The following is a 25,119-nucleotide window of genomic DNA, read 5'->3' as shown; positions in this document are numbered from 1 at the left end:
TTGTATAGAGAACATCTTAGAGGAGGAAATTAATATGCCACGTGTAAAAGGTGGAACGGTTACTCGTAAACGTCGTAAAAAAATATTAAAATTATCAAAAGGATACTACGGTTCTAAACATATTTTATTCAAAACAGCTAAGCAACAAGTAATGAAATCTTATACTTATGCTTACAGAGACCGTCGTCAAAAGAAACGTGATTTCCGTAAATTATGGATCGCTCGTATTAATGCAGCTGCTCGTTTGAACAACATGAGCTACAGCACTTTAATGCATGGTCTTAAATTAGCTGGAATTGAAGTTAACCGTAAAATGTTGGCTGATATTGCTGTTACAGATGCTCCTGCATTCACAGCGTTAGCTGAACAAGCTAAAACTGCAATCAACAACAAATAATAAATTAAATATTAATATAAAAAGCTCATTCACTTTCACAGTGGATGAGCTTTTTTTGCTCAATTTAATACATTTGTCATAATTTTGCCATAAACGAAATGATTTGTTTAAATTGATACTGTTCTAGGGGAAACAGGAGATTGATTTGTTATTTATATGAGTTTAAGATGATAAAAAAATTCTTTTATTACATTATTTTAATAATTTGTATTGAAATTGTGATAATAAGATGATAATATAATTTGAGTAAACTAATACTTAGTTAATGAATATTAGAAGAAAGAAATAGGGGGAAATAAAATGAATAGAAATAAATTAGTTAGCTTATTAGGTTTAACAGCTACATCAGCACTAGTTTTAGCAGCTTGTGGTGGCGGTAGCGATGGAGACACAGCAAGTACTGAAAGTTCAACTGCTGGTTCTTCTTCAGAAGAACAAGTACTTAATATTATTGAAAGTGCTGAATTGCCAAACATGGATTCTGCAAAATCAACAGATGTAGTAAGTGGTACTGTTTTAAACAATGTAAATGAAGGATTGTATCGTCAGAATCCAGATAATGAATTAGAATTAGCTATGGCTGCAGAAGAACCTGAAGTTAGTGAAGACGGCTTGACATACACGTTTAAAATTAGAGAAGATGCTGTTTGGTCCAATGGTGACCCTGTTACAGCAGACGATTTTATTTATGCTTGGGCTCGTTTAGCAACTCCTGAAACAGCTGCTGAGTACTCATATATGATTGATGGAGTCGTTAAAAATGCTTCTGCAATTTTAACTGGAGAAATGGAACCGTCAGAATTAGGCGCTACAGCTGTTGATGATAAAACATTAGAGGTACAATTAGAGAAAGCTGTTCCTTATTTCAAAGATTTATTAACACTTCCTATGTTTTTACCACAAAATGAAGCATTTGTAACAGAACAAGGCGATAAGTATGCAACAAATAGTGATACTGTACTTTATAATGGTCCTTTTGTCTTAGACGAATGGGATGGAACTGGCTTAAGCTGGGTATTGAATAAAAATGAAGATTACTGGGATAAAGACACTGTAGTGTTAGATACAATTAATGTTGACGTAGTTAAAGAAACTTCTACCGCAATCAACTTATATGATACAGGAGCAGTTGACCGTATTACGTTATCAGGTGAGTATGTTCAAACAAAACAAGGCGATCCTGAATTGAAAACTCAACCAACTTCATCTGTCTTTTACTTTAAATTTAATCAAGAACGTAATGGAGAAGAAACGCCTTTAGCTAATGAAAATATTCGTAAAGCAATTGCAATGTCATTTGACAAACAGGCCTTTGCAGATACAGTTCTTCAAAATGGTTCTATTCCAGCTAACGGCTTAGTTCCAGCTGAATTAGCTTCTGATCCAGCTTCAGGAGAAGATTTCCGTGAACAAAGCGGTGATCTATTAACTTTTGATGTTGAACAAGCCCAAGAATATTTCAAAAAAGGGTTAGAAGAATTAGGTGTGGATTCTATTAATTTAGAAATTTTAGGTGACGATACTGAAAATGCTAAAAAATCTTTAGAATTTATGCAAGCACAATTAACAAGTAATCTTCCTGGATTAGAAATCAGTCTAAGAAATGTACCATTTAAAGTTCGTTTAGATGCTGATACAAAACAAGATTATGATATTGAAATGGCTGGTTGGGGAGCTGACTATGGAGACCCAATTAACTTCCTAGAATTATTCCATTCAGAAAATGGAAATAATAAATCTAGCTACTCTAATGCTGATTACGATGCATTAGTTGAAAGTGCTCAAACGAATGTAACTGATTTAGAAGGTCGTTGGGAAGATATGTTAGAAGCTGAAAAAATCTTGATGGAAACAGGTGGGATTGCACCAATCTATCAACGTGCATATTCTGTTCTAGAAAAAGATTACCTTAAAGATTACACATCTCACTTAACAGGTGCAGAATACTCATATAAATGGGCTTCAATTGAAGGAAAAGAATAATTTTTATAAACAAAAAAGAGCAGATACTTTATCTGCTCTTTTTTGTGTTTATTATGTGAAAAGCATAATATTCCAATGAGAGTAGTCAGATACTCGTTTCTCTCTCTTTTAAATGATGATAAAATGAAGAAGTTATGAATATTTTATAATGAAATTTTATTATGATTCATTAGGAGGAAATTAAGTGGAAAAGAAAAAATATCTTCAGTTAATGGGGTTGTCGCTTGCTTCTGTTAGCTTACTAGCAGCTTGCGGTGGAGACAAAGAAGAGTCTGCAACTACAACTGGCAACGGAGAACAAGTATTAAATTTAATTGAGTCAGCTGAACTACCAACAATGGATTCAGTATTAGCAACTGATGCTGTTAGTTTCAATGTTATGAATAATGTTAATGAAGGGTTATACCGTCAAGGACCAGATGGTGAACTTGTACTCGGAATGGCAGCAGAAGAACCGGAAGTCAGCGAAGATGGATTGACTTATACATTTAAAATCAGAGAAGATGCTACATGGTCAAATGGAGACCCTGTAACAGCTAATGATTTTGTTTTTGCATGGAGACGCTTAACAACACCTGAAACGGCTGCAGAGTACTCTTATATGATTGATGGAGTAGTATTAAACGCAACTGCTGTTTTACAAGGTGAAATGGAACCATCTGAATTAGGAATAACAGCTGTGGATGATAAAACATTAGAAATTCAATTAGAAAAAGCTGTTCCTTATTTTGAAAGTTTGACAACATTGTCAATGTTCTTCCCACAAAATGAAGCTTATGTGACAGAACAAGGAGAAGCTTATGCTTCAGACAGTGATCATGTTCTTTACAACGGACCGTTTGTACTAGATGAATGGGATGGAACTGGCTTAAGCTGGGTAATGAACAAAAATGAAGATTACTGGGATGCAGAAACTGTCGAATTAGATGCAGTTAACATCGATGTTATTAAAGAAACGTCAACTGCTTTAAATTTATACGATACCGGTTCAATCGATCGTATGATATTATCTGGTGAGTACGTTCAAACACAACAAGGTAATCCTGACTTAAAAACTCAACCAACATCTACTGTAGCATACCTTAAATTTAACCAAGAACGTGCTGGAGAACAAACTGCTTTAGCTAATGAAAATATTCGTAAAGCAATTGCAATGGCTTTTGACAAACAAGCTTATGTAGATACTATTCTTCAAAATGGTTCTATCCCAGCAAACGGACTTGTTCCAGAATCTTTAGCTGTTGATCCATCGACAGGTGAAGATTACCGTGAACAAAACGGAGACTTACTAAGTTTTGATAAAGTACAAGCTCAAGAATATTTTGAAAAAGGATTACAAGAATTGGGAGTAGATTCTTTAACATTAGAAATTTTAAGTGACGATACTGAAAATGCTAAAAAATCAATCGAATTTTTACAAGGGCAATTAACACAGAACTTGCCTGGTTTAGAAATTACATTGAGAAATGTACCTTTCAAAGTACGTCTAGATGCTAATAGCAATCAAGATTATGATATCCAATTGGCATTATGGGGAGCAGACTATGCTGATCCGATTAATTTCTTAGAGTTATTCCAATCAGAAAATGGGAACAATAAATCTGGATACAACAATGCTGATTACGATGAACTAATTGAAAGTGCTCAAACGAATGTAACGGATTTAGAATCACGCTGGCAAGATATGCTTGACGCAGAAAAAGTATTAATGGATGATGCTGGTATTGCACCAATCTATCAAAGAGCTTACGCAGTTTTAGAAAAGGATTATGTACAAGATTTTACAACTTATTTAGTTGGAGCAGAATGGTCGCTTAAATGGACTTCTACAACAAAATAATTTATGTTTAAAATTTAGTATTCCAAAAAGAGGGATGGAGCTGAGACATACTTGTCACAGTTTCATCCCTCTTTTATTTATATATTACTAGAAGAATACTTAATTCTCAAAACGGTATATGAAGAAAACTTTTTTTTGAAAAAAACAGTGGTATAATAAAATGAATAAATTAAATGGAGGTATATATAATGGAAGAAAAAGAGTTACAGATGTTAAAGGAATTGACCGATGCAAAAGGGATTGCAGGAAATGAAGGTCAAGTAACAGATGTTTTTGTGAAATATGCTAAAAGCAATGCTGATTCTATTAGTTATGATGGGTTAGGTAGTGTAATCGCTAAAAGTGTAGGCGATAAAACGGGCCCTAAAGTGTTATTTGCTGGACACTTAGATGAAGTAGGATTTATGGTAACTAAAATCACTGATGAAGGGTTTCTTAAGTTCCAAACAATTGGCGGCTGGTGGGCACAAGTCATGTTGGCTCAACAAGTTGAAATTACGACAGCAAAAAATAAAGTTATCCACGGGGTTATTGGATGTAAACCACCACATGTTTTAACGGCAGAAGTAAGAAATAAAGCCTATGACGTTCAAGAAATGTTTATTGATATCGGAGCCTCTTCAAAAGAAGAAGCAGCAGAATGGGGAGTTAAACCAGGTGATATGGTAACACCTTATACAGAATTCAGACGTTTAAATGGATCAAAATTCATTTTAGCTAAAGCTTGGGATAACCGTATTGGAACTGCTGTTACTTTAAAGGTACTGGAAAACTTAAAGGCTGAAGGCCATCCAAACAAAGCTTTTGCAGTCGGAAATGTACAAGAAGAAGTTGGATTGCGAGGCGCAAAAACAGCCACTCATTTAGTTGATCCAGATATTGCATTTGCACTTGATACTGGTACAGCAGGAGACACTCCGGGCATGACTGAAAAAGAAGCGGACTCTAAATTAGGAAAAGGTCCTCAAATCATTATTTTTGATGCTTCTATGGTAGCACATAAGGGATTACGTGATTTTGTCATTAATGTTGCTGAAGAATTAAATATTCCATTTCAATATACTGTCATAGCAGGTGGTGGTACGGATGCTGGAAGTCAACATGTAAGTAAGAATGGTATTCCAGCTTTAGCTATTACTGTAGCCACACGTTACTTGCATTCACATACATCTATAATTCATGAAGATGATTATTTAAATACTGTGAAATTAGTTACTGAAGTTGTTAAACGATTAGACAGTACTACAGTTGAAAAAATCAAATACAATAATTAAGAATTAAAGAAGTAATAAAGAGCTATATTGTGTAAAGAAAATTTTTTATACAATATGGCTTTTTAGTTAGCTCATTTATGAAAAAATAATGAATTTTTGACTAATCTTTTATAGATAAGCTAGAATATCATTCCCTTTTAGTAAAATAACAAGTAAAATGAAAGTAATTGAGTCGATATGAAAGGGGGGAAATAGATGAAAAGAGCCAAAAAAAGAATTGCAGTAATTGGTGGAGGTATAACTGGATTAGTTACTGCATATCGAATCAAACAGCAAATCATAAAAGAAAACCTACCTTTTGAACTTATTGTATTAGAGTCTTCTTTAAAAGTAGGAGGTAAAATACAAACCATAAAAGTAGGCGAAAATTATTTTGATTTAGGAGCTGAATCAATTGATATTCGATATCCCGAAGCAATGGAACTAATCAATGAATTAGGTCTAAGTGATCAGTTAGTTTACAGCAAAGGAAATAAACCGGATATCTTTTTTTATAATAAGTTACATAGTCTTAACTATCCAACTTATAAAGGTATTCCAGTAAGGAAAATGGATATTTGGAAAAATGATTTGCTAACTTTCCATGGGAAAATGGCTAGTTTCAAAGATAATATATTTCCCTTAAAACCCTTAGATAAAGATATTGAAATGAGTACGTACTTGAAAAATAGGTTTGGAGAAGAATTAACGGAACACATTGTAGAACCTTTTTTCTCAAAAATCTATGCTAGCGATTTAGATGAAATGGGCATCAAATCTTCCAAAGAAGTTATTTATTCACTAGAACAAAAATATGGAAGTCTTTCAAAAGGGATTAAACATCATCCAGAATTACTAGATGGATCTGGTAATTATGTTACCTTTAAAAAAGGATTATCTGTTTTAACAGATAAACTAATTGAAATTTTGGAACCACATATTCAGACAAGCAAGAAAGTTTTTGAAATTAAAGAAAATCTCGAAGGAACCTACATTATAGATATTAATCGAAAAGAACAAATGCGTGTTGGTGCTGTGTGTATTGCCACTCCAGTAACCGAGTATTCCAAATTACTAAATAACGAGACCTTCGGACAAGTTTTTGATCAAGTTGAAACAGCATCAATTGGGTATATCTTATTTAAATTTAAAAAAGATGCTATAAAAAATGAGCCTGAAGGTTTTGGCGTAGTCACTCCTAGAAGAAGTGATTCTTTTGTAACTTCCATTGTTATTTTAAATAAAAAGTGGGATTTTCTTAAAGATGAAGAATCTGTTTTTGTTGGTGTAAGTTTTGGTCGAAAAGGAGAGGATCTACTCGTCTCTTTAAGTAACAACGAAATAGAAGACTCTATATTAAAAGATTTAGAAATGATACTTGGAATTACTGAAAAACCAATAGATCAAATAGTAAAACGATGGCCTGATGCTATACCTCAATACACTGTGTCTCAAGAAGGAAAAATCAAAGAAATTATTGAATTATTATCTCTTAATTATCCTGGAATTTATATTTCTGGAATAGGATTAGAAGGTTTTGGTATCAACCAATGTATTGGTCAAGCAAATAAAACAAGTAAGAAAATAGTTGCACACATTAAAAAACAGAATTGTATTTAATGTAAAGCAAGATAGTTTACAACAAAATAAAAAGACTCTTTTTAGAAGTAAAAAGGTCTTTTTTATTTTAAACTTCCTAATCTTGGTGTAAGGTATGATAGAGAATAGATTGAAAAGAGAGGGGAGTAAAAAAATGAAATTGACAATATTGGGCTTTTGGGGTGGATACCCTACCAAAAACTCCGGTACAAGTTCTTATTTGTTAGAAGCTGACAATTTTCAATTATTGATTGATGTAGGAAGTGCTTCGTTAATTGCTCTAGAAAACCATGCAGATTTATTAAAGTTAGATGCAGTTCTTTTGTCTCATTATCATTATGACCATATAGCTGATTTAGGAGTTTTACAATTTACACGGCAGTTAAAACGTACAAAAAATGATTTAGAAAGAGCTCCTTTACTTCCAATATATGGACACCAAGGAGACAGTGAGAATTTTAATCGATTAACTATGGATCTCGTGAGTGAAGGAATTGCCTATCAAGAAGCTGAGACATTATATATTGGCCCATTTGAAATACAATTTATGAAAACTTTACATCCTGTAGAATGTTATGCAATGAGAATTGTTGAAACAAAAACTGGTAAAACACTTATTTATACAGCTGATTCCGGTTATTTACCTGGATTTATTCCCTTTAGTAAAGATGCAGATGTATTACTGGCCGATACAAATTTTTTCAACGGCATGGAAAATCATCGCGTGCATATGACAGCATCTGAAGTAGGCAAAATTGCAAAAGAAGCAGGTATAAAAAAACTTATTTTAACTCACTTGCCTCAAGAAGGGGATTTAGAACTATTAAAAGCTCAAGCAATTAATGAAACTCCAGAAACGGAAGTTATACTTGCTGAAAAAGATTTGATAATAGAAATTTAAATTTCTGTGCTAGAATACTGCTAAAAAAGTGAAATGAGGAAAGCCAAATGTATTATGTTAAAAATGTTCGTAACGGAAAAGAAATAACAGATCCAGCACTTAATCTAGCAATTGAGTACCACTTGTTAAATAATGTAATGTTAGATGAACCAATATTGCTTTTTTATATTAATGAACCTTCTATTATAATTGGAAGAAATCAAAATACAATCGAAGAAATCAACACAGAATATGTAGAAAAAAATAATATTCATATTGTTCGCCGCTTTTCAGGAGGCGGAGCTGTCTATCATGATTTTGGCGTATTCTGTTTCTGTTTTATTACCCAAGACGATGGAAATTCATTTCGTGACTTTGGTAAATTTACAGAACCTATTATTGATTCTTTACACAAAATGGGTGTTGAAGGAGCTAAACTGGAAGGCAGAAATGATTTATTGATTAATGGACAAAAATTTTCTGGAAATGCAATGTATTCTAAAAATGGCCGTATGACTGCCCATGGAACAATCATGTTTGATAGTGATATTGAAGAAGTAGTGAGTGCTCTAAAAGTTAGAAAAGATAAAATTGAATCCAAAGGTATTAAATCAATCAGAAGCCGAGTAACAAATATTAAGCCATATTTATCTGATGATTATCAATTTTTAAGTACAAAGGAATTCCGTGATCGTTTATTATTAAATATTTTTGATGTAGACAATGCTGAAGACATTAAAGAATATAAATTATCAGATGATGATTGGAAAAAGATTGAAGAACTTTCTGAAATGTATTTTAATAATTGGGAGTGGAATTATGGGAAATCTCCTAAATTTGAGTTAGTTCGTCGTCATCGTTTCTCTATTGGTTCTGTAGAATTTAAAATGAACGTAGACAAAGGGTATATTCAAGATATTCGTATTTTTGGTGATTTCTTTGGATTAGGAGATATTTCAGATGTTGAAGAAAAATTAAACGGTGTTAAATATGATGCGTATGCTATAAGCGAAGTGCTAGACGACATAGATATAAAAAAATATTTTGGGAATATTACAAAAGATGAGCTAGTACATTTGATCTACTAAAAAAAGCTGAAACGATTAAATTAATTTTTAATCGTTTCGGCTTTTTTTAGTATCTTCTTTTTCTTCCTAATCCAATAGCGTTTCGCATTTTAATAAGTGTTTTATCAGCCACATTACGTGCTTTAATGGCACCCTCATCTAAGATTAAATCTAATTCATTCGAGTTGATTAATTCATCGTGTTTCAGCTGAATCGGTTCTAATACAGAAACGATAGCTTCACCAAGTTCTTCTTTGAATTGACCATAACCACTATCTTTATAACGATCCACTAGCTCTGGAATGCTGAAGTTTGTGAATGAAGCATAAATCGCTAATAAATTTGAAATACCAGGTTTATTTTCGGGATCATATTCAATGATTCCGCTTGAATCAGTAACCGCACTTTTGATCTTTTTACGAATAACAGAAGGCTCATCTAACATTGAGATAAAACCTTTTTTATTTGTATCAGATTTACTCATTTTTTTCAAAGGGTCTTGTAGGCTCATGATACGGCCGCCAGATTCTGGAATTTTCACTTCAGGCATAGTAAGTAACTGATTTCCATTGCCATATTTAGAATTAAAACGTGTAACAAAGTCTCTTGTCAATTCTAAATGTTGTTTTTGATCTGCGCCAACGGGTACTAAGTTTGATTGGTAAAGAATGATATCTGCAACCATTAATGGAGGATAAGTTAACAACCCAGCCGATACACCTGCACGATTATTTTTTGCAGATTTATCTTTAAATTGAGTCATCCGTTCCAATTCACCTAAATTTGTGTTGCATTGTACGATCCAGCCAGCTTCAGCATGGGCAGAAACTTCTGATTGAATAAAAATAATAGCTTTAGAAGGATCTAATCCTATTGCTAAGTATAAAGCAGCAAGACTTTTAATTTGCTGTCTAAGTTTTAGTGGTTCTTGTTGTACAGTAATGGCATGTTCATCCACGATACAAAAGTAACTTGTATAACTTTCTTGTAGGTCTATAAATTGTTTCATTGCACCAATGTAATTCCCTATAGTTGGTGTTCCACTAGGCTGAATACCTGAAAAAATTGTTTCCATAATTAAAACACTCCTTAACACTAAGTATATTAGTATTATTATACGTTATTTTTTGAGAGATGAAAGAATTAGTTAAACGAAAGTACTAAATAGTTATCTCTCAATGAGATAAAATGCAATTAAAGTAAGGATACAGACGAGTAATAAACCTAAACCTACTTTTAAGTAGAAAGAAAAACCATTACCAACTACTTTTGAAAGAGGTTTTACATGAAATTCATCATCAGAATGACGGCCTTTACGAATGTTAAAAGCAGCCTTTCTCATACTAAAATGAAAAAAATCGAAAAAACCGGAGGATATAGAAGCACCGAACAAGCCAATAATGAGAAAAAAGGATGCTCCATAAAAGGTAATATTCGTAGTATGATAAAATGAAATTTCTTTATACATAATTAATTCTAAAAGTACGCATAATACAATGACTATCATAAAGACACGTATAGGTGTAAATTTTTGTTTCACTTAAGTTCCTCCTAGGAAGTATAAAAATAAAGTAGTTCTATATCTATTATATAGGAATACTATGAAAAATGTATGACTAAATTAGAAATGCTTATATGTGAAACCGGTATAAAAGTAACTCGTTTTCTATCTATTTTCTAATCTTATTCTAATTTTAACTCTTATTATTATAGCTAACTTCAAAAAAGTTTTGCAATATTGCTTTTGACAAGCTATTCTATATAGTATATTCTTTTTTGTAGGAGAATTAAAAATTAAATTGTTGGAGGTGCTATAATCGATGAAAAGTTATGCGAAATTTTTAGGAAAACGTGTATTATACATGTTATTGACATTATTTTTAATTGCATCGATTACTTTCTTCTTAATGAAGCTTTTACCAGGTACTCCATATAGTAACCAGGATAAACTTTCAGAAGAACAAATCTATATTATGAATGAACAATATGGATTGAACGAACCGGTGCCGGTTCAGTATTTAGTATATATCGGAGGATTACTTCAAGGAGATTTAGGAGTTTCATTCCAATTTAGCAATACTCCAGTAACAAAACTGTTATCTACGCGTGTAGGGCCGTCCTTACAGCTAGGTATTCAAGCCGTTGCATTAGGGACAATATTAGGTATTGTCTTAGGTGTAATAGCGGCGATGTATCAAAACACTTGGATTGATACACTTGCGACTTTTTCGGCAATTTTAGGTAGATCTATTCCTAACTTTGTAATTGCTGTTCTGTTGCAGCTAATTTTTGGTGTATATCTACAATGGTTCCCAATCGCTTTATGGGATGGAGGATTCAGTTCATCTGTTCTTCCTACGTTAGCGTTAGCCATATCACCATTAGCAGATTCAGCTCGTTTTATTAGAACAGAAATGGTAGATGTATTAAGTAGTGATTACGTTGAATTGGCAAGAGCTAAAGGTTTAAGCAGATGGACAGTTGCCTTTAAACATGGTGTCCGTAATGCTTTAATTCCGTTAGTGACAATCTTAGGACCAATGGCTGTTGGTTTAATGACCGGTTCAATGGTTGTAGAAAATATCTATGCTATACCTGGTATTGGTGAACAATTTGTTAAGTCGATCATGACGAATGATTACCCAACTATCATGGGTGTAACCATTCTTTATTCTGCTATGCTTGTATTTATTATTTTAGTTGTAGATATTTTATACGGAGTAATTGATCCGCGTATTCGTGTTTCTAATGAAGGAGGGGACAAATAATGCATAATCAAGAAAATACTCCTATTGCAGATGAATTAAAGAATCTGTCTCCTGATATGTTTGCTCCAGCTGGTGAGTCAAGTGTTGAAGACAACGAAAAAATTGCAGCACCTTCATTAAGCTTTATCCAAGATTCATGGAGAAGATTGAAAAAAAATAAGGCAGCCGTTGTTAGTCTGATTGTTCTGATAATTATGATTATTCTTACAATTGCAGCACCTATTATTGCACCATATGATCCAAATGTTCAAACAGTTGAATATGCAAGTTTACCACCTAAAATCAAAGGTATCGATATTGATGGATTAAATGGTACTCAAAAAGTTGGAGAAACACGCGTAGATAAATATGCTGAAAAGGGTGTTCCTGAAGATCAATATTATATTTTAGGTACGGATAGTTTAGGACGTGATTTACTTTCACGTATTCTTTATGGTACACGTGTATCTTTACTTATTGCTTTTGTTGCAGCACTTTTTGACTTAACTATAGGTGTAACGTATGGTTTAGTTTCAGGATGGTGTGGCGGAAGAATTGATAACTTTATGCAACGTTTGTTAGAAATTTTATCTGGGGTTCCTAACTTAGTTGTAGTTATTTTAATGTTATTGGTTTTAGATCCAGGTATTACGTCTATTATTATTGCTTTAGCAATTACTGGATGGATTTCGATGGCCAGGGTAGTCAGAGCACAAACATTAAAATTAAAAAATCAAGAATATATTTTAGCTGCCCGTACACTGGGTGAATCACCAATTAAAATTGCATTTAAACATTTAATTCCAAACTTATCTGGTGTTATCATTATTCAAACAATGTTCTCAATTCCGTCTGCTATTTTCTTCGAAGCATTCTTGAGTTTCATTGGTATTGGTATTCCAGCACCAACAGCATCTTTAGGAACATTAATCAACGATGGATATAAAACATTCCGCTTCTTACCTCACTTGATGTGGTATCCAGCAGCTGTTATCTGTGTATTGATGATTTCATTTAACTTGTTAGCTGATGGTTTGCGTGATGCATTTGATCCAAAAATGAAAGATTAGTGAGGTGAAAAACGAATGAGCAATGTATTAGAAGTTAAAGATTTAGAAATCACATTCGACACCTATGCTGGTAAAGTAAAAGCTATCCGCGGTGTCAGTTTTGATTTAAAAAAAGGTGAAACATTAGCAATCGTAGGAGAATCTGGTTCTGGAAAATCTGTTACAACCCGTAGTATTATGCGTCTGTTATCGCAAAATGCTAATGTTGAAAAAGGTGAAATCCTATTTAATGGGAATGATCTCATTAAAAAGACTGAAAAAGAAATGCAAGGGATCCGTGGTAAAGAAATTGCTATGATTTTTCAAGATCCTATGACATCCCTTAATCCAACAATGACGATTGGTAAGCAAATTGCTGAACCTATTCGCTTACATCAAAAATTGAATAAAGAGGATGCGAATAAACGTGCTTTAGAATTATTGAATCTAGTAGGATTGCCTGATGCTGAAAGACGTATGAAACAATACCCGCATCAATTCTCTGGTGGACAACGTCAACGTATCGTTATTGCTATTGCACTTGCTTGTAACCCTGAAGTATTAATTGCTGATGAACCAACAACAGCTTTAGATGTAACGATTCAAGCTCAAATTCTAGATTTGATGAAAGAATTACAAAAGAAAATTGCTACATCTATTATTTTTATTACACATGACTTAGGCGTAGTAGCTAACGTAGCTGATCGTGTTGCAGTAATGTATGCTGGTAAAATTGTAGAGATTGGTACTGTGGATGAAATTTTTTATAACCCACGACACCCTTATACATGGGGCTTGATCAGTTCTATGCCTACATTAGAAATTACTGAAACGTTATATGCAATTCCTGGAACTCCTCCAGATTTATTGGATCCTCCTAAGGGAGATGCATTTGCTCCTCGTAATGAATTTGCGATGAAAATTGATACTGAATTAGAACCACCACATTTTAAAATTTCTGAGACGCATTCAGCGGCAACATGGTTGTTGCATCCTGATGCTCCAGCAGTAGAGCCACCGTTAGAAATTAAAGCACGTCATAAAATCTATGAAGAAAAATTTGCTCCACTTCATGCGCCTAAAAAGGCTGCTAAGACTGAAGTCAAAGGAGGAGTAAACTAACATGGAAAATAGAGAAAAGATTTTAGAAGTTAAAGGATTGAAACAATACTTTAATAAAGGAACAAAGAATGAAGTTCGTGCGGTAGATGACGTTACTTTTGATATCTATAAAGGTGAAACTTTTGGTTTAGTTGGTGAATCTGGTTCAGGTAAATCAACAACTGGACGTTCAATCATTCGTTTATATGATCCAACAGACGGAGAAATTGACTTTGAAGGTACTAAAGTTCATGATATATCTGGTAAAAAAGATATGTTGAAATTTAGAAGAGAAATGCAAATGATCTTCCAAGATCCTTATGCGTCTTTAAATCCAAAAATGAAAGTTCGTGATATCATTGCAGAAGGTATTGATATCCATGGACTAGCTAGTTCTACTGAAGATAGAAACAACCAAGTAGACGCGTTATTGAAAACAGTTGGGCTAAATCCAGACCATGCATCACGTTATCCGCATGAATTTTCAGGTGGACAACGTCAACGTATTGGGATTGCTAGAGCTCTTGCTGTTAAACCTAAATTTATTATTGCTGATGAACCAATTTCTGCATTGGATGTATCTATCCAAGCTCAAGTTGTTAACTTATTGATGGAATTGCAAAAAACACAAAACTTAACGTTCTTGTTTATTGCCCACGATTTATCAATGGTTAAATATATTAGTGATCGTATTGGAGTAATGAATACAGGTAAGTTACTTGAATTAGCTCCTGCTGATGAAGTGTACAATACACCGTTGCATCCTTATACTGAAAGTTTATTATCTGCTGTACCTTTACCTGACCCTGAATATGAACGTAATCGTGTACGTACTCCGTATATTCCTCGTGAATCAAATGGAGAACCTGAAGAATTGCGTGAAATTACTCCTGGCCACTACGTTTACTGTAGAGAATCAGATATAGCTGCTTTAAAAGAAAAGAAAGCAAGTTATAAAAAATAAACCAGTTAAAAAGCTTTAGATTAGAGAAAAACTCTAATCTAAAGCTTTTTTTGCTTATCTTCAATCGATATAAATAAAATGGGATAAAATCTGTCAAGGCAATGAGAAAAAAATAAGTGATCATTTAATAAAATAATGTTTGTTTTTAAACAAAATATTATTTGTAATAAATTCTTATTTACATTAATTATCATTATGCCTAACTAGTTTTAAATGCCTATATATAAAGGTTTTCAACTCTTATAAAATAATTAACAAAAAAATTACATTGTAAAAACAACGTAATTTTTTTAAAAGTGACAAAAAAATGACAAAAAGGGGTAGTAATTTTAAAATGAATGTTTTATAATGTTCTTGTAAGGCATTTCATAGTTTCATTAAAAATCCTCAATTTTTTTGAACGATCTATTATGATTAAAAAAGGAGAGAATAACCTATGGTAACTTTATATACTTCGCCTAGTTGTACGTCATGTCGTAAAGCCAGAGCATGGTTAGAAGAAAACAATATTACTTATACTGAAAGAAATATATTTTCAGAGCCATTAACAATTGGTGAAATCAAATCGATTTTAAGAATGACAGAAGACGGTACAGAAGAAATTATCTCAACTCGTTCTAAAGTATTTCAAGAATTGAATGTTGATTTAGATGATTTACCCTTAAATGAATTATTTGATTTAATTCAAGACAATCCTGGACTTTTACGTCGACCAATTATGGTAGACGAAAAAAGATTGCAAGTTGGATATAACGAAGATGAGATTCGCCGCTTCTTACCTCGTGAAGTAAGAGCGCTTGAATTAAAACAAGCTCAACTAATAGTTGGATATTAAGAATAATGTTAAAACTACTCATCATAATGGTGTTGTAGTTTTTTTTTGACACATTTAACTTTACATTTTATTTATTTCCTTTAGAATGGTTATATAGATTATTCATACATTAACATTGTGTTAATTATGAAGAAGAGAAATGGGGTGTAGGATTATGGAAATGGAACATATCAATGAAAACACCATCCGAGTTTTAATCGAAAGTGCTGATTTGGAAGAAAGAGGCGTAACATTTTTAGACCTTTTAGGAAACCATAAACAAATTGAAAATTTCTTTTATAGTATTCTAGAAGAAGTGGATGTAGACGAACAGTTCCATGAATCAGATGCCATTACATTCCAAGTATTACCAAATGGAAATGGATTAGAATTGTTTATTAGTAAAGGTGGTCCCTTAAATGACCAATTAGACTTTTCCTCAGCTTCTGAAGATCTTAATTCAGATGAATTCTCTCAGTATATTAAAAAACAAATGATACAAAACGCAGAAAAATCTGATAATAAAACTGATGAGTATGCAAGCCACACTGAAGATGAAACGAAAGAAATCGTTTTGAAATTTAATGAATTTGAAGATATGATTGAATTATCAAAAATGATGCATTTAGATAATGCTGTAACTAATTTGTTTCTTTACAAAGACATTTACTATTTGAATTTAATATTTTTCATTGATGAATTGACTGAAAGAAGTGCTGATGAAGAAATAGCACTTGCGTTAGAGTTTGCTGATAAAACGCCTGTTACTCAAGGGATTTTAGAAGAACATGGTAAATTGATTATGGAAAAAAATGCACTCGAATTAACACGTCATTACTTTAAATAAAAGTTTAATATGTAAGAGGCTGGGATAAAAATCCAAGCCTCTTTTTTTTTTGGCAAAAATAGGCTTTTCTTTTTTTCTTTGCGGATAGTTAAGATGTTAGAAGAAAGGAGCTTAAATAATGCTAGTAGCAGTGAATGCGCATAACCAACATGTATACGCTTTAGATGAACAAAAGAATACTCATCAAAAATTCTATTGTCCTCAATGTAATGAACCAGTTTTTCTGAAAAAAGGCTTGATTAAACAAGCTCATTTTACACATTTTAAAAATAGTAACTGTGCAATTTTTTCAGAAGGCGAGACAGAGGAACATGTTCTTGGTAAGAGTCTCCTTTACCAATGGTTCACACAGCAAGATATTCCTTGCCAACTCGAAGCTTACCTACCAAATTTAAAACAGCGACCAGATTTATTAATTTGGTTAGATGAACAAACACCTATAGCGATAGAATTTCAATGTAGTGCGCTTTCTGCTCAGAGAATGATAGAAAGAACATCAGGATATAATGAAAACGGGTACAAAGTTTATTGGATTTTAGGCCATAATTATCATTTGAAAGATAAGATAACCAAATTTCAAAGATTATTTGTTAACGAACATAAAGCATTAGGGTGTTATTTTTTAGAATTACATGTAAATCTAAAAAAATTAACCATTCATTATCAAATTTGCGAAGATGGACATTCATCTCGTATTGCTTGTCATTACTATCAATTTAAGTTAACTAAAAAAGAAACTAACATGAAAAAGATAATCCAACAATTAGATTTTCCCTCACTAAATTATATAGTGGAACCAAAAAAAAGGCTCGTTCAGGAACATTATTTTTTAAATAAAGGGAGAAATTATCAAGTGCCAGAGATAGTTTCTTTTCAGAAGCATATATATAAATGTGGAGATTCTTTGATTTCACTGCCATTAGAAGTCTACTTACCTGTAAGAGGCCAATTAGTTATTAAATCACTTCCTTATTTTTGGAAATATATCTTTTTGGAATGGATTATGAATAAAAGTATTGGAGATGTTATCACTAAAAAAGATTTTATGAATAAAGTAAAATATATGATAAAAAATGAGGAGATTGTTTTTCATGTAATGCCTCTTATTTCAAATAAATATAAAATAAAGTGTCTCGAAAACTATATGGCCCTCCTAAATGAAAGAGGCATACTAGTAATGGTATCGAACTCTGAATGGATCGTGCAAAGAAAGCCTACACGGTTTAAAAATGAAAAGGAAAAAATAGACCAACTTTCTATTTTTGATCAACTATTTGAAAGGTGACTCGTAAGGAAAATAAGTGAATGAAATTGTCTTTATTTTAAAATAGTTTATGGTAAGATTAAAGATAAGTAAATTTCAAGGGGGTTTTTTAATGAGCGAGTCAAAAAAATTACCAAAAAGAAACGAAGTACCGAGTGAATGGACATGGGATTTAGAAGTTGTTTTTAAGTCAGATGACAATTTTACTCTTTCTTATAAAGAATTAGAAACAAAAGTTAAGACTGTTGTGTCTTACAAAGGTACACTAAATGAAGGATCAAAAAGTTTCTTAAAAGCTATTCAAGCTATTTTGGACTTATCGAATCAATTAGAAACAATATACGTGTATGCTCAATTAAAGAACGATCAAGATACAACTAATTCAACGTATCAAGGCATGTATGAACAAGCTACTAAATTAGCAACACAAGCAAGTGAAGCTATTTCGTGGTTTGAACCGGAAGTATTAGAATTATCTGAAGAAACTTTGGCGCGCTATTTTAATGAAAACGATGACTTAGCTATCTACAAACATTTTATTGATCAATTAACAGCTGCTAGAAAGCATGTACTTAGCGCTAATGAAGAAGCTTTATTAGCAGGTGCTGGAGAAATCTTTAATGCTTCAAGCCGAACTTTTAACATATTGAATAATGCAGATATTACTTTTCCAACTATTAAAGATGAAAATGGAAATGATATCCAATTGTCACATGGAGTTTATGGACAGTTAATGGAAAGTACTGACCGCTCTGTTCGTGAAGCTGCTTTTAAAAATCTTTATAAAGTATATGATGGATTGCAAAATACTTTTTCAAGTACCCTTTCTTCTCATGTTAAATACCACAATTACAATGCAAAAGTACATCATTATGACTCTGCACGAGAGAAAGCATTAAGCAGTAACCATATTCCGGAATCTGTTTATGATACATTGCTTGATGTCGTACATGAGCATTTGCCTTTGCTGCATCGCTATGTTGCTTTAAGAAAAGAACTTTTAAATGTAGAAGAGCTTCATATGTATGATATGTACACACCTATTAGTGGTGAGGCTGGGATTAAATATACTTATGAAGAAGCTGAAGCAGAAACAATGAAAGCCTTAAAACCGCTTGGAGAAGAGTATTTATCTGTGTTGAAGAAAGCTTTCAACAATCAATGGATTGATGTTATGGAAAATGAAGGGAAAAGAAGTGGAGCATACTCTTCAGGTGCTTACGAAACAAATCCTTATATTCTTTTAAATTGGCATGACTCTCTTAATCATTTATATACTCTCGTTCATGAATTAGGTCACAGCGTTCACAGTTACTACACTCGGACAAATCAGCCTTATGTATATGGAGATTATTCCATTTTCTTAGCAGAGATAGCTTCTACTACAAATGAAAATATTTTAACAGATTATTTATTGGAAACTCAAAAAGATCCAAAAGTTAGAGCTTATGTACTAAATCATTATTTAGATGGATTCAAAGGTACGATCTTCAGACAAACGCAGTTTGCTGAATTTGAACATTTTATTCATGAAGAGGCAGCAAAGGGTACACCTTTAACTAGCGAATTTTTAAACAACTACTATGGTGAACTTAATGCGCGTTACTATGGTCCGGATGTTGAAAAAGATCCTGAAATAGCTTTAGAATGGACCAGAATACCACATTTTTACTATAATTATTATGTTTACCAATATTCAACAGGCTTTTCAGCTGCTACAGCTCTAGCAGATAAAATTGTTAAAGGTGAAGATAGAGCTTTAGATAACTATTTAACCTATTTAAAATCTGGAAATAGTGATTATCCTATCGAAGTAATGAAAAAAGCTGGAGTAGATATGACAGAGAAAACATATATAGAAGATGCTATGAAAGTATTTGAAACAAGGTTAAACGAGTTAGAAGAATTGATTGAAACATTAAAAGATTAAACTCAACGAACTAAAAATGAGATTGGTTAGAAATTTCTGCAACAAAAAAACGTTCATTTGCGAAAATTGCAATGAATGTTTTTTTGACTTTATAGAAGTTATCAAGAAGCTTTTTGGCTCAATACCTTTATTTCAATTTATCTGTTTACCTTTTGCCCAACTTAGAGGGACCACATCAAAAATGAAATCAGTCTTCCAGGAACATAAGAAAATAAAGTTGAGGATAACCTTTTTCCTTTATTCAACTATGTATATTAAAATAGATCAAACAAAAGAGTGTGAGACATTTTTTCGTCTCACACTCTTTTGTTTGATTGAATGAAATAACATATACCTATTCTAAAGGACTTGGAAAGAAGCTTTATTAATGGCACGAATACCTTCTTTGGCAATCATTTGGTTTCTAGCTTCAACAATCATTGGATTTGGGTTGTGTAGAGCTTGAAGTAATTCAACTGTAATTCCTTCATCAATTAATAAACCATGTTCTTTGTGTTGATCACTGAATAGTACACAAGAAGGAGTATTAAAAGCATTCATTTCACGGGCAACTTTTTGATCTGCTTCAAAAGAACTTTTTGTGAATTCTAAGTCTTTATCTTCAAGGAACATAGGAATATCTAATTTAGCTTTTTTAGCTGCTTCTAAAACAAGTTTTTCTGAGAAAAACTGTTTTTCTTCAATAAGTGCATGTTGCAATTCTAATAGAAAGTTGCGACCTTTTTTCTTTCCTTGCATAGTTGCAGCTGAATAATAAAGACAAATATCATAAGTCATTGAGCAAACATCATTACGAAAAGCTAAATCATTTTTTGGCAAGTTATTGGTAGAAAGATAGTTATTAATCGTACTTAAATTATGAACAGGAATAAAGTTAACACGAATTTTACTAGTAGATTTTTCAATGAATTGTAAAACTTCTTTTTCAGCGTTCAAACAGTTAGTGTCAATTGGGTTAATAAACAAATAAATTTCAAGCATTTCATTATAAGTAGATTCATTTTTAGTATGCATAGTTGAGAACATTTATCTTCACCTTAGTCTTAGTATTTTTTTATTCAATATATAGTGCATAAGCAATCTGTTTTGCTAACAAATATACTTTATCAAAAATGACTAAAAAAATATAATAAAGGATCTTGCTTTTGAATAAAAATTAGTACGATTTGTAACAAAGTCGCCACATTTCATTTGAAACCCTTTAATACCAATATTTATTGAGTGTTCTAATCTTTAATTTTTCGTTTATTCTTTTAAAATGGTTCAATTTTAAACTCTGTTTAAAAATTATATACTGGTGTTCAACTAATTTTTTCGCCGTACTTCATATTTAATTAAGCGTAAAAATTTTTTCAATTATTCGTTATATGATTTCAATCTTAGGCTATTTCTTCTTTCTTAATAAATATGTTAAAATATAGTCATATAGCACTTTTAAAGTGCGAAATCTTAAGCTTCTAAAAGAGGGTATAAAAGATGGATCAAAATTGGGAAGAATTTTTAACACCTTATAATCAAGCAGTTGAAGAATTAAAAGTAAAATTAAAAGGTATGCGCAAGGAATTTAGTAAAGGTAATTTACATATTCCAATTGAATTTGTTACTGGAAGAGTAAAACCAGTTAATAGTATTATTGAAAAAGCTACACTACGAAATATCCCTCTCGATAAATTAGAAATAGAAATGCAAGATATAGCCGGATTAAGGATTATGTGTCAATTTGTAGAGGATATTCACGAAGTAGTTAGACTTTTAAGAAATAGAAACGATATGAAAATTATTGAAGAGCGAGACTATATAACGAACAAAAAGGAAAGTGGTTACCGGTCTTATCATATTGTATTCGAATATCCGGTTCAACTTATTAATGGTGAAAAAAGGATTCTTGGTGAAATACAAGTACGTACTTTAGCTATGAACTTTTGGGCAACGATTGAACATTCATTGAATTATAAGTATCAAGGCGAATTTCCAGATGCCATTAATGTTCGTTTAAAACGAGCAGCAGAAGCTGCTTTTCAATTAGATGAAGAAATGTCACAAATTAGAGAAGAAATACAAGAGGCGCAGCATTTATTTTCTAATAGTAAGAGAGCGACGGTCGAGAAAACGCAAAAAGACTGATAGGATTAGATTCTTGAATGAGTTTTTTTAAAAGCGTATTGGTTGAGGCTGTTGCAGCAACATGTTTAAATAAAAAAGGAAGGGGAGGACAGATTTGAGAATAGCTGTAGTTAATAACAACGTAGAGCAATCTTTAAAATTGGCCGAACAGTTTCGAATACTGTGTTTGCAAAATAATCTTTTGCTAGATGATAAAAACCCAGATGTCGTTGTAACAATCGGTGGAGATGGAACCTTGTTATCTGCTTTTCATAGATATGCCCACATGCTGGATCAAGTACGATTTGTAGGAGTCCATACAGGCCATTTAGGTTTTTATACTGATTGGCGAGATTATGAATTAGAAGATTTAGTCATAAGTTTGCTTCATGATGAAGGTGAAAGTGTAAGTTATCCTTTACTTGATGTTAAAGTAACTTATCAAGGACAAAAAGAGTCTTCTCATTTTTTGTCTTTGAATGAATCTACGATGAAACGTATAGATGGAACGATGGTTTGTGATGTCTTCATAAAAGATGAGTTATTTGAACGGTTTAGGGGTGATGGAATGTGTATCTCAACACCTACAGGTTCAACAGGGTACAATAAGTCTGTAGGAGGTGCGGTCATTCATCCTAGATTAGAAGCTCTGCAATTAACCGAAATTGCGCCCATTAATAATCGCGTTTTTCGCATTTTAGGCTCACCGTTGATCGTAGCACGAGATGAGTGGATTAGAATTAAACCACTTACAACAGAAGGATTTGTTTTAACAATTGATCAATTGACGTCTTCTGAGAAAAATATTACAGAATTAAATTATTGCATTGCGAAAGAACGCATTCACTTTGCTCGATACAGACATACTCATTTCTGGAGTCGGGTTGAAGATGCTTTTATTGGAGCGAAAAAAAATTATGAAGTTTAGTTGGACATATGAATTGCCAACTAGTTTACAAGTGAAGTCATTTTTAAAAACAAAAGGCATATCACGTAGTTTACTAGCAAAAATAAAGTTTCATGGTGGGAAAATTGAAGTCAATGAAACGGAAGTAACTGTACGTTACCTTTTAAAAGATAAAGATACTGTACAAATTACGATTCCAGATGAAGCACCTCATGAAACAACCATTCCTGTCGATATTCCTATTGATATCGTATATGAAGACGAGCACTATTTAGTTGTAAATAAACCTTATGGAGTTGCGTCAGTGCCTTCCCAAGTTCATCCGGAAGGTACAATGGCTAATCGAGTTAAAGGGTATTACGTGCGTCAAGGATACGCTAATCAAGTTATTCATATTGTAACGAGACTTGATCGTGATACGACTGGCTTAATGCTATTTGCCAAACATGGATACGCACATGCGTTAATGGATATCCAATTAAGAGCAAAAGAAATTGAAAAGAAATATATCGCTCTTATTATGGGTCAACTAAAAAAAGCTGACCATGGATTTATTGATGCCCCAATTGCTCGTACGACTGATTCAATTATTACAAGAAGAGCTCATTCTTCTGGAAAAGAAGCTTTAACAGAGTATTGGGTTAAAGAATCATTTCCGGAAGCTACTTTAGTCGATATTCAGTTGCATACTGGAAGAACGCATCAAATTAGGGTCCATTTTGCTCATATAGGTCATCCATTAATGGGAGATGATCTATATGGCGGATCCAAAAACAATTGGGTAGTAAGGCAAGCGTTGCATTGTAGAGCATTAAAATTTTTTCATCCGTTTACTAATGAAAAAATAAGCCTCAAACTTGAAAACCCTAAAGACATGGCTCAATGGCTACATCAGCATAAACAGCAAGAGATCAATAGTTAATGAAATGAATTGGAAAGGGGTGTAGCCCTTGAAAGAGGAACAAATTGAATTTGAAGAACAAATAAAACAATTAAAAGAGTATCTAGATGCTGAGGACATCAATCAATTTAGAGACCACTTTTTAGAATTACATGTGTATGAACAAAGTCAGGTTTATTTATCTTTATCAGATGAGGAACGATTAAGAGGATATAATTTTCTTTCTCCTAAAGAAATGGCAGATATGTTTGAGATTCTTGAGGAAGAGGAAGAATCAGTTGAAAAGTATCTGGAAGAAATGAACCCTCAATATGCTGCAGATATGCTAAGCGAAATGTACCGAGATAATGCTGTAGATATGTTGAATCAATTAGACCCTGCTACCATTAAAAAATATTTGAGTTTAATGCCAGCAGAAGATGCGGATGGCATTAGAAGATTATTGAAATATGAAGACGATACTGCTGGTTCTATCATGACTACTGAGTATATTTCAATTTTTGCTAATCAAACTATAAAATCAGCGATGTCAATTTTAAAAAGAAAAGCACCAGAAGCTGAAACAATTTATTATGTATATGTTGTGGACTCAAATAGAAGATTAGTGGGAGTTATTTCATTAAGAGACTTAATTGTTCATGAAGATGATGAAATGATTTTCGATATTATGGGTGATCGGTTAGTATCAGTAAATGTTAATGATGATCAAAGAGATGTTGCTCGTACGATACAAGATTATGACTTTTTAGCTATTCCAGTTGTGGATAATGAAGAAAGATTAATTGGTATTATTACGGTAGATGATATTATTGATGTAATTAATGATGAAGCAGCCAGCGATTACTCTGGTTTAGCTGGAGTCGATGTTGAAGAGAAATCTGAGAATCCCTTTGTTGTGGCTTCAAAAAGACTTCCATGGTTGATCATTTTATTATTCCTAGGTATTGGAACATCTACTTTGATTAGTAATTTTGAAGAAATGATCAGCGAAGCAAGTATTTTAGCAGTTTTTATTTCGCTGATAACAGGAACTGCGGGGAACGCAGGAACTCAATCACTCGCCGTAGCTGTTAGGAAATTAGCGGATAACGATGAAAATAAAAGGAACTTTGGGAAACTCATTTTAAGCGAAATTTCATCAGGATTGATTACCGGTGTCGTAACAGGTGTTACTATTTTCTTAGCAGTAGGAATTTGGCAACAAAATTTTGTGTTGGGATTAGTCATAGGTATAGCGATGTTAGCAGCTATAACGATTGCTAATCTTGCTGGAAGCTTTATTCCTATCTTAATGGAAAAAATAGGATTTGACCCTGCAGTTGCAAGTGGTCCATTTATTACAACACTTACAGATTTAACTAGTGTCTTAATTTACTTTAATATAGCTGCATTATTTATGAATTACCTAACTTAAATTTATTAGTAACTAAAATGGCGCGTACAACTAAAATATATGTGCAAGAGTAAAGGATG

22 protein-coding genes are annotated in these 25,119 nt (G+C 32.6%); 19 read left to right on the top strand and 3 right to left on the bottom strand.

The features are described from left to right. Positions 1-34: 34 nt before the first annotated feature. The 7 genes from rplT to NST49_RS11200 all read left to right on the top strand — a co-directional run bounded on the left by rplT (position 35) and on the right by NST49_RS11200 (position 9,040). A complete protein-coding gene (rplT, locus tag NST49_RS11230; protein ID WP_034538496.1) occupies positions 35-397 on the top strand; it encodes a 50S ribosomal protein L20 in 363 nt (120 codons plus the stop codon). Between the two features lie 300 nt (positions 398-697). Then, a complete protein-coding gene (locus NST49_RS11225) occupies positions 698-2,380 on the top strand; it encodes a peptide ABC transporter substrate-binding protein (RefSeq protein WP_023177299.1) in 1,683 nt (560 codons plus the stop codon). A gap of 184 nt (positions 2,381-2,564) precedes the next feature. Beyond that, positions 2,565-4,220 (top strand): peptide ABC transporter substrate-binding protein, encoded by a 1,656-nt coding sequence (locus NST49_RS11220; RefSeq protein ID WP_251166168.1) that lies wholly within the window; start codon positions 2,565-2,567, stop codon positions 4,218-4,220. Between the two features lie 188 nt (positions 4,221-4,408). Further along, entirely contained in the window at positions 4,409-5,494 is a 1,086-nt protein-coding gene (locus NST49_RS11215; RefSeq protein ID WP_034538498.1) for a M42 family metallopeptidase, read from the top strand. Positions 5,495-5,689: 195 nt separating this feature from the next. Then, positions 5,690-7,093 (top strand): protoporphyrinogen oxidase, encoded by a 1,404-nt coding sequence (hemG, locus tag NST49_RS11210; protein WP_034538499.1) that lies wholly within the window; start codon positions 5,690-5,692, stop codon positions 7,091-7,093. A gap of 133 nt (positions 7,094-7,226) precedes the next feature. After that, positions 7,227-7,973: an MBL fold metallo-hydrolase gene (locus tag NST49_RS11205; RefSeq protein WP_023177305.1), complete on the top strand. Its 747-nt coding sequence runs from the start codon at positions 7,227-7,229 to the stop codon at positions 7,971-7,973. A gap of 47 nt (positions 7,974-8,020) precedes the next feature. Further along, positions 8,021-9,040 (top strand): lipoate--protein ligase, encoded by a 1,020-nt coding sequence (locus NST49_RS11200; protein WP_023177307.1) that lies wholly within the window; start codon positions 8,021-8,023, stop codon positions 9,038-9,040. A gap of 46 nt (positions 9,041-9,086) precedes the next feature. Here NST49_RS11200 and trpS read toward each other — a convergent pair whose 3' ends face one another. Together trpS and NST49_RS11190 are read right to left on the bottom strand one after the other, a co-directional pair. After that, positions 9,087-10,094, bottom strand: a complete 1,008-nt coding sequence (gene trpS / locus NST49_RS11195) for a tryptophan--tRNA ligase (protein ID WP_341048625.1) — start codon at positions 10,092-10,094, stop codon at positions 9,087-9,089. Positions 10,095-10,187: 93 nt separating this feature from the next. Next, the gene (locus tag NST49_RS11190) at positions 10,188-10,559 is read right to left on the bottom strand and encodes a DUF3899 domain-containing protein (protein WP_301425810.1); all 372 of its coding nucleotides are present in this window, start codon (positions 10,557-10,559) and stop codon (positions 10,188-10,190) included. Between the two features lie 280 nt (positions 10,560-10,839). Between NST49_RS11190 and opp3b the strand changes: the two genes are divergently transcribed. The 8 genes from opp3b (at position 10,840) to pepF (ending at position 19,735) form a co-directional block, all read left to right on the top strand. Then, the gene (gene opp3b, locus NST49_RS11185) at positions 10,840-11,787 is read left to right on the top strand and encodes an oligopeptide ABC transporter permease (RefSeq protein WP_023177312.1); all 948 of its coding nucleotides are present in this window, start codon (positions 10,840-10,842) and stop codon (positions 11,785-11,787) included. Beyond that, the gene (opp3C, locus tag NST49_RS11180) at positions 11,787-12,836 is read left to right on the top strand and encodes an oligopeptide ABC transporter permease (RefSeq protein WP_034538502.1); all 1,050 of its coding nucleotides are present in this window, start codon (positions 11,787-11,789) and stop codon (positions 12,834-12,836) included. The genes opp3b and opp3C overlap by 1 nt, the downstream gene beginning before the upstream one ends. 15 nt (positions 12,837-12,851) lie before the next feature. Beyond that, positions 12,852-13,937 (top strand): ABC transporter ATP-binding protein, encoded by a 1,086-nt coding sequence (locus NST49_RS11175; protein ID WP_341048623.1) that lies wholly within the window; start codon positions 12,852-12,854, stop codon positions 13,935-13,937. Position 13,938: 1 nt separating this feature from the next. After that, complete coding sequence (locus NST49_RS11170; RefSeq protein ID WP_034538504.1) at positions 13,939-14,880, top strand: ABC transporter ATP-binding protein; 942 nt, start codon at positions 13,939-13,941, stop codon at positions 14,878-14,880. Positions 14,881-15,316: 436 nt separating this feature from the next. Then, on the top strand, positions 15,317-15,715 hold the full coding sequence (gene spxA / locus NST49_RS11165) for a transcriptional regulator SpxA (RefSeq protein WP_023177319.1): 399 nt from the start codon (positions 15,317-15,319) through the stop codon (positions 15,713-15,715). A 154-nt stretch (positions 15,716-15,869) separates the two neighbouring features. Next, on the top strand, positions 15,870-16,541 hold the full coding sequence (locus tag NST49_RS11160; RefSeq protein ID WP_034538506.1) for an adaptor protein MecA: 672 nt from the start codon (positions 15,870-15,872) through the stop codon (positions 16,539-16,541). A 118-nt stretch (positions 16,542-16,659) separates the two neighbouring features. Then, positions 16,660-17,826 (top strand): competence protein CoiA, encoded by a 1,167-nt coding sequence (locus tag NST49_RS11155; protein ID WP_341048620.1) that lies wholly within the window; start codon positions 16,660-16,662, stop codon positions 17,824-17,826. Positions 17,827-17,917: 91 nt separating this feature from the next. Further along, positions 17,918-19,735, top strand: coding sequence for an oligoendopeptidase F (pepF, locus tag NST49_RS11150; protein WP_341048618.1), 1,818 nt, complete (start codon positions 17,918-17,920; stop codon positions 19,733-19,735). A gap of 339 nt (positions 19,736-20,074) precedes the next feature. On the opposite strand, the gene NST49_RS11145 is transcribed toward pepF, so the two are convergent. Continuing rightward, positions 20,075-20,761: a DsbA family protein gene (locus tag NST49_RS11145; RefSeq protein ID WP_301425812.1), complete on the bottom strand. Its 687-nt coding sequence runs from the start codon at positions 20,759-20,761 to the stop codon at positions 20,075-20,077. Between the two features lie 450 nt (positions 20,762-21,211). On the opposite strand from NST49_RS11145, the gene NST49_RS11140 reads away from it, so the two are divergent. The 4 genes from NST49_RS11140 to mgtE all read left to right on the top strand — a co-directional run bounded on the left by NST49_RS11140 (position 21,212) and on the right by mgtE (position 25,060). Beyond that, a complete protein-coding gene (locus NST49_RS11140) occupies positions 21,212-21,859 on the top strand; it encodes a GTP pyrophosphokinase (RefSeq protein ID WP_301425813.1) in 648 nt (215 codons plus the stop codon). Between the two features lie 94 nt (positions 21,860-21,953). Further along, on the top strand, positions 21,954-22,766 hold the full coding sequence (locus tag NST49_RS11135) for an NAD kinase (protein ID WP_023177330.1): 813 nt from the start codon (positions 21,954-21,956) through the stop codon (positions 22,764-22,766). After that, positions 22,756-23,667 (top strand): RluA family pseudouridine synthase, encoded by a 912-nt coding sequence (locus NST49_RS11130; protein WP_034538853.1) that lies wholly within the window; start codon positions 22,756-22,758, stop codon positions 23,665-23,667. The genes NST49_RS11135 and NST49_RS11130 overlap by 11 nt, the downstream gene beginning before the upstream one ends. A 28-nt stretch (positions 23,668-23,695) precedes the next feature. Then, the gene (gene mgtE, locus NST49_RS11125) at positions 23,696-25,060 is read left to right on the top strand and encodes a magnesium transporter (RefSeq protein ID WP_034538512.1); all 1,365 of its coding nucleotides are present in this window, start codon (positions 23,696-23,698) and stop codon (positions 25,058-25,060) included. Positions 25,061-25,119: the final 59 nt, after the last annotated feature.

The sequence above is a fragment of the Carnobacterium sp. FSL W8-0810 genome, assembly GCF_038007125.1.
Classification (GTDB): Bacteria; Bacillota; Bacilli; order Lactobacillales; family Carnobacteriaceae; genus Carnobacterium_B; species Carnobacterium_B inhibens.
The sequence above is the reverse complement of the archived record's forward strand: the minus strand, read 5'-3'. Positions and strand labels throughout refer to the sequence as shown.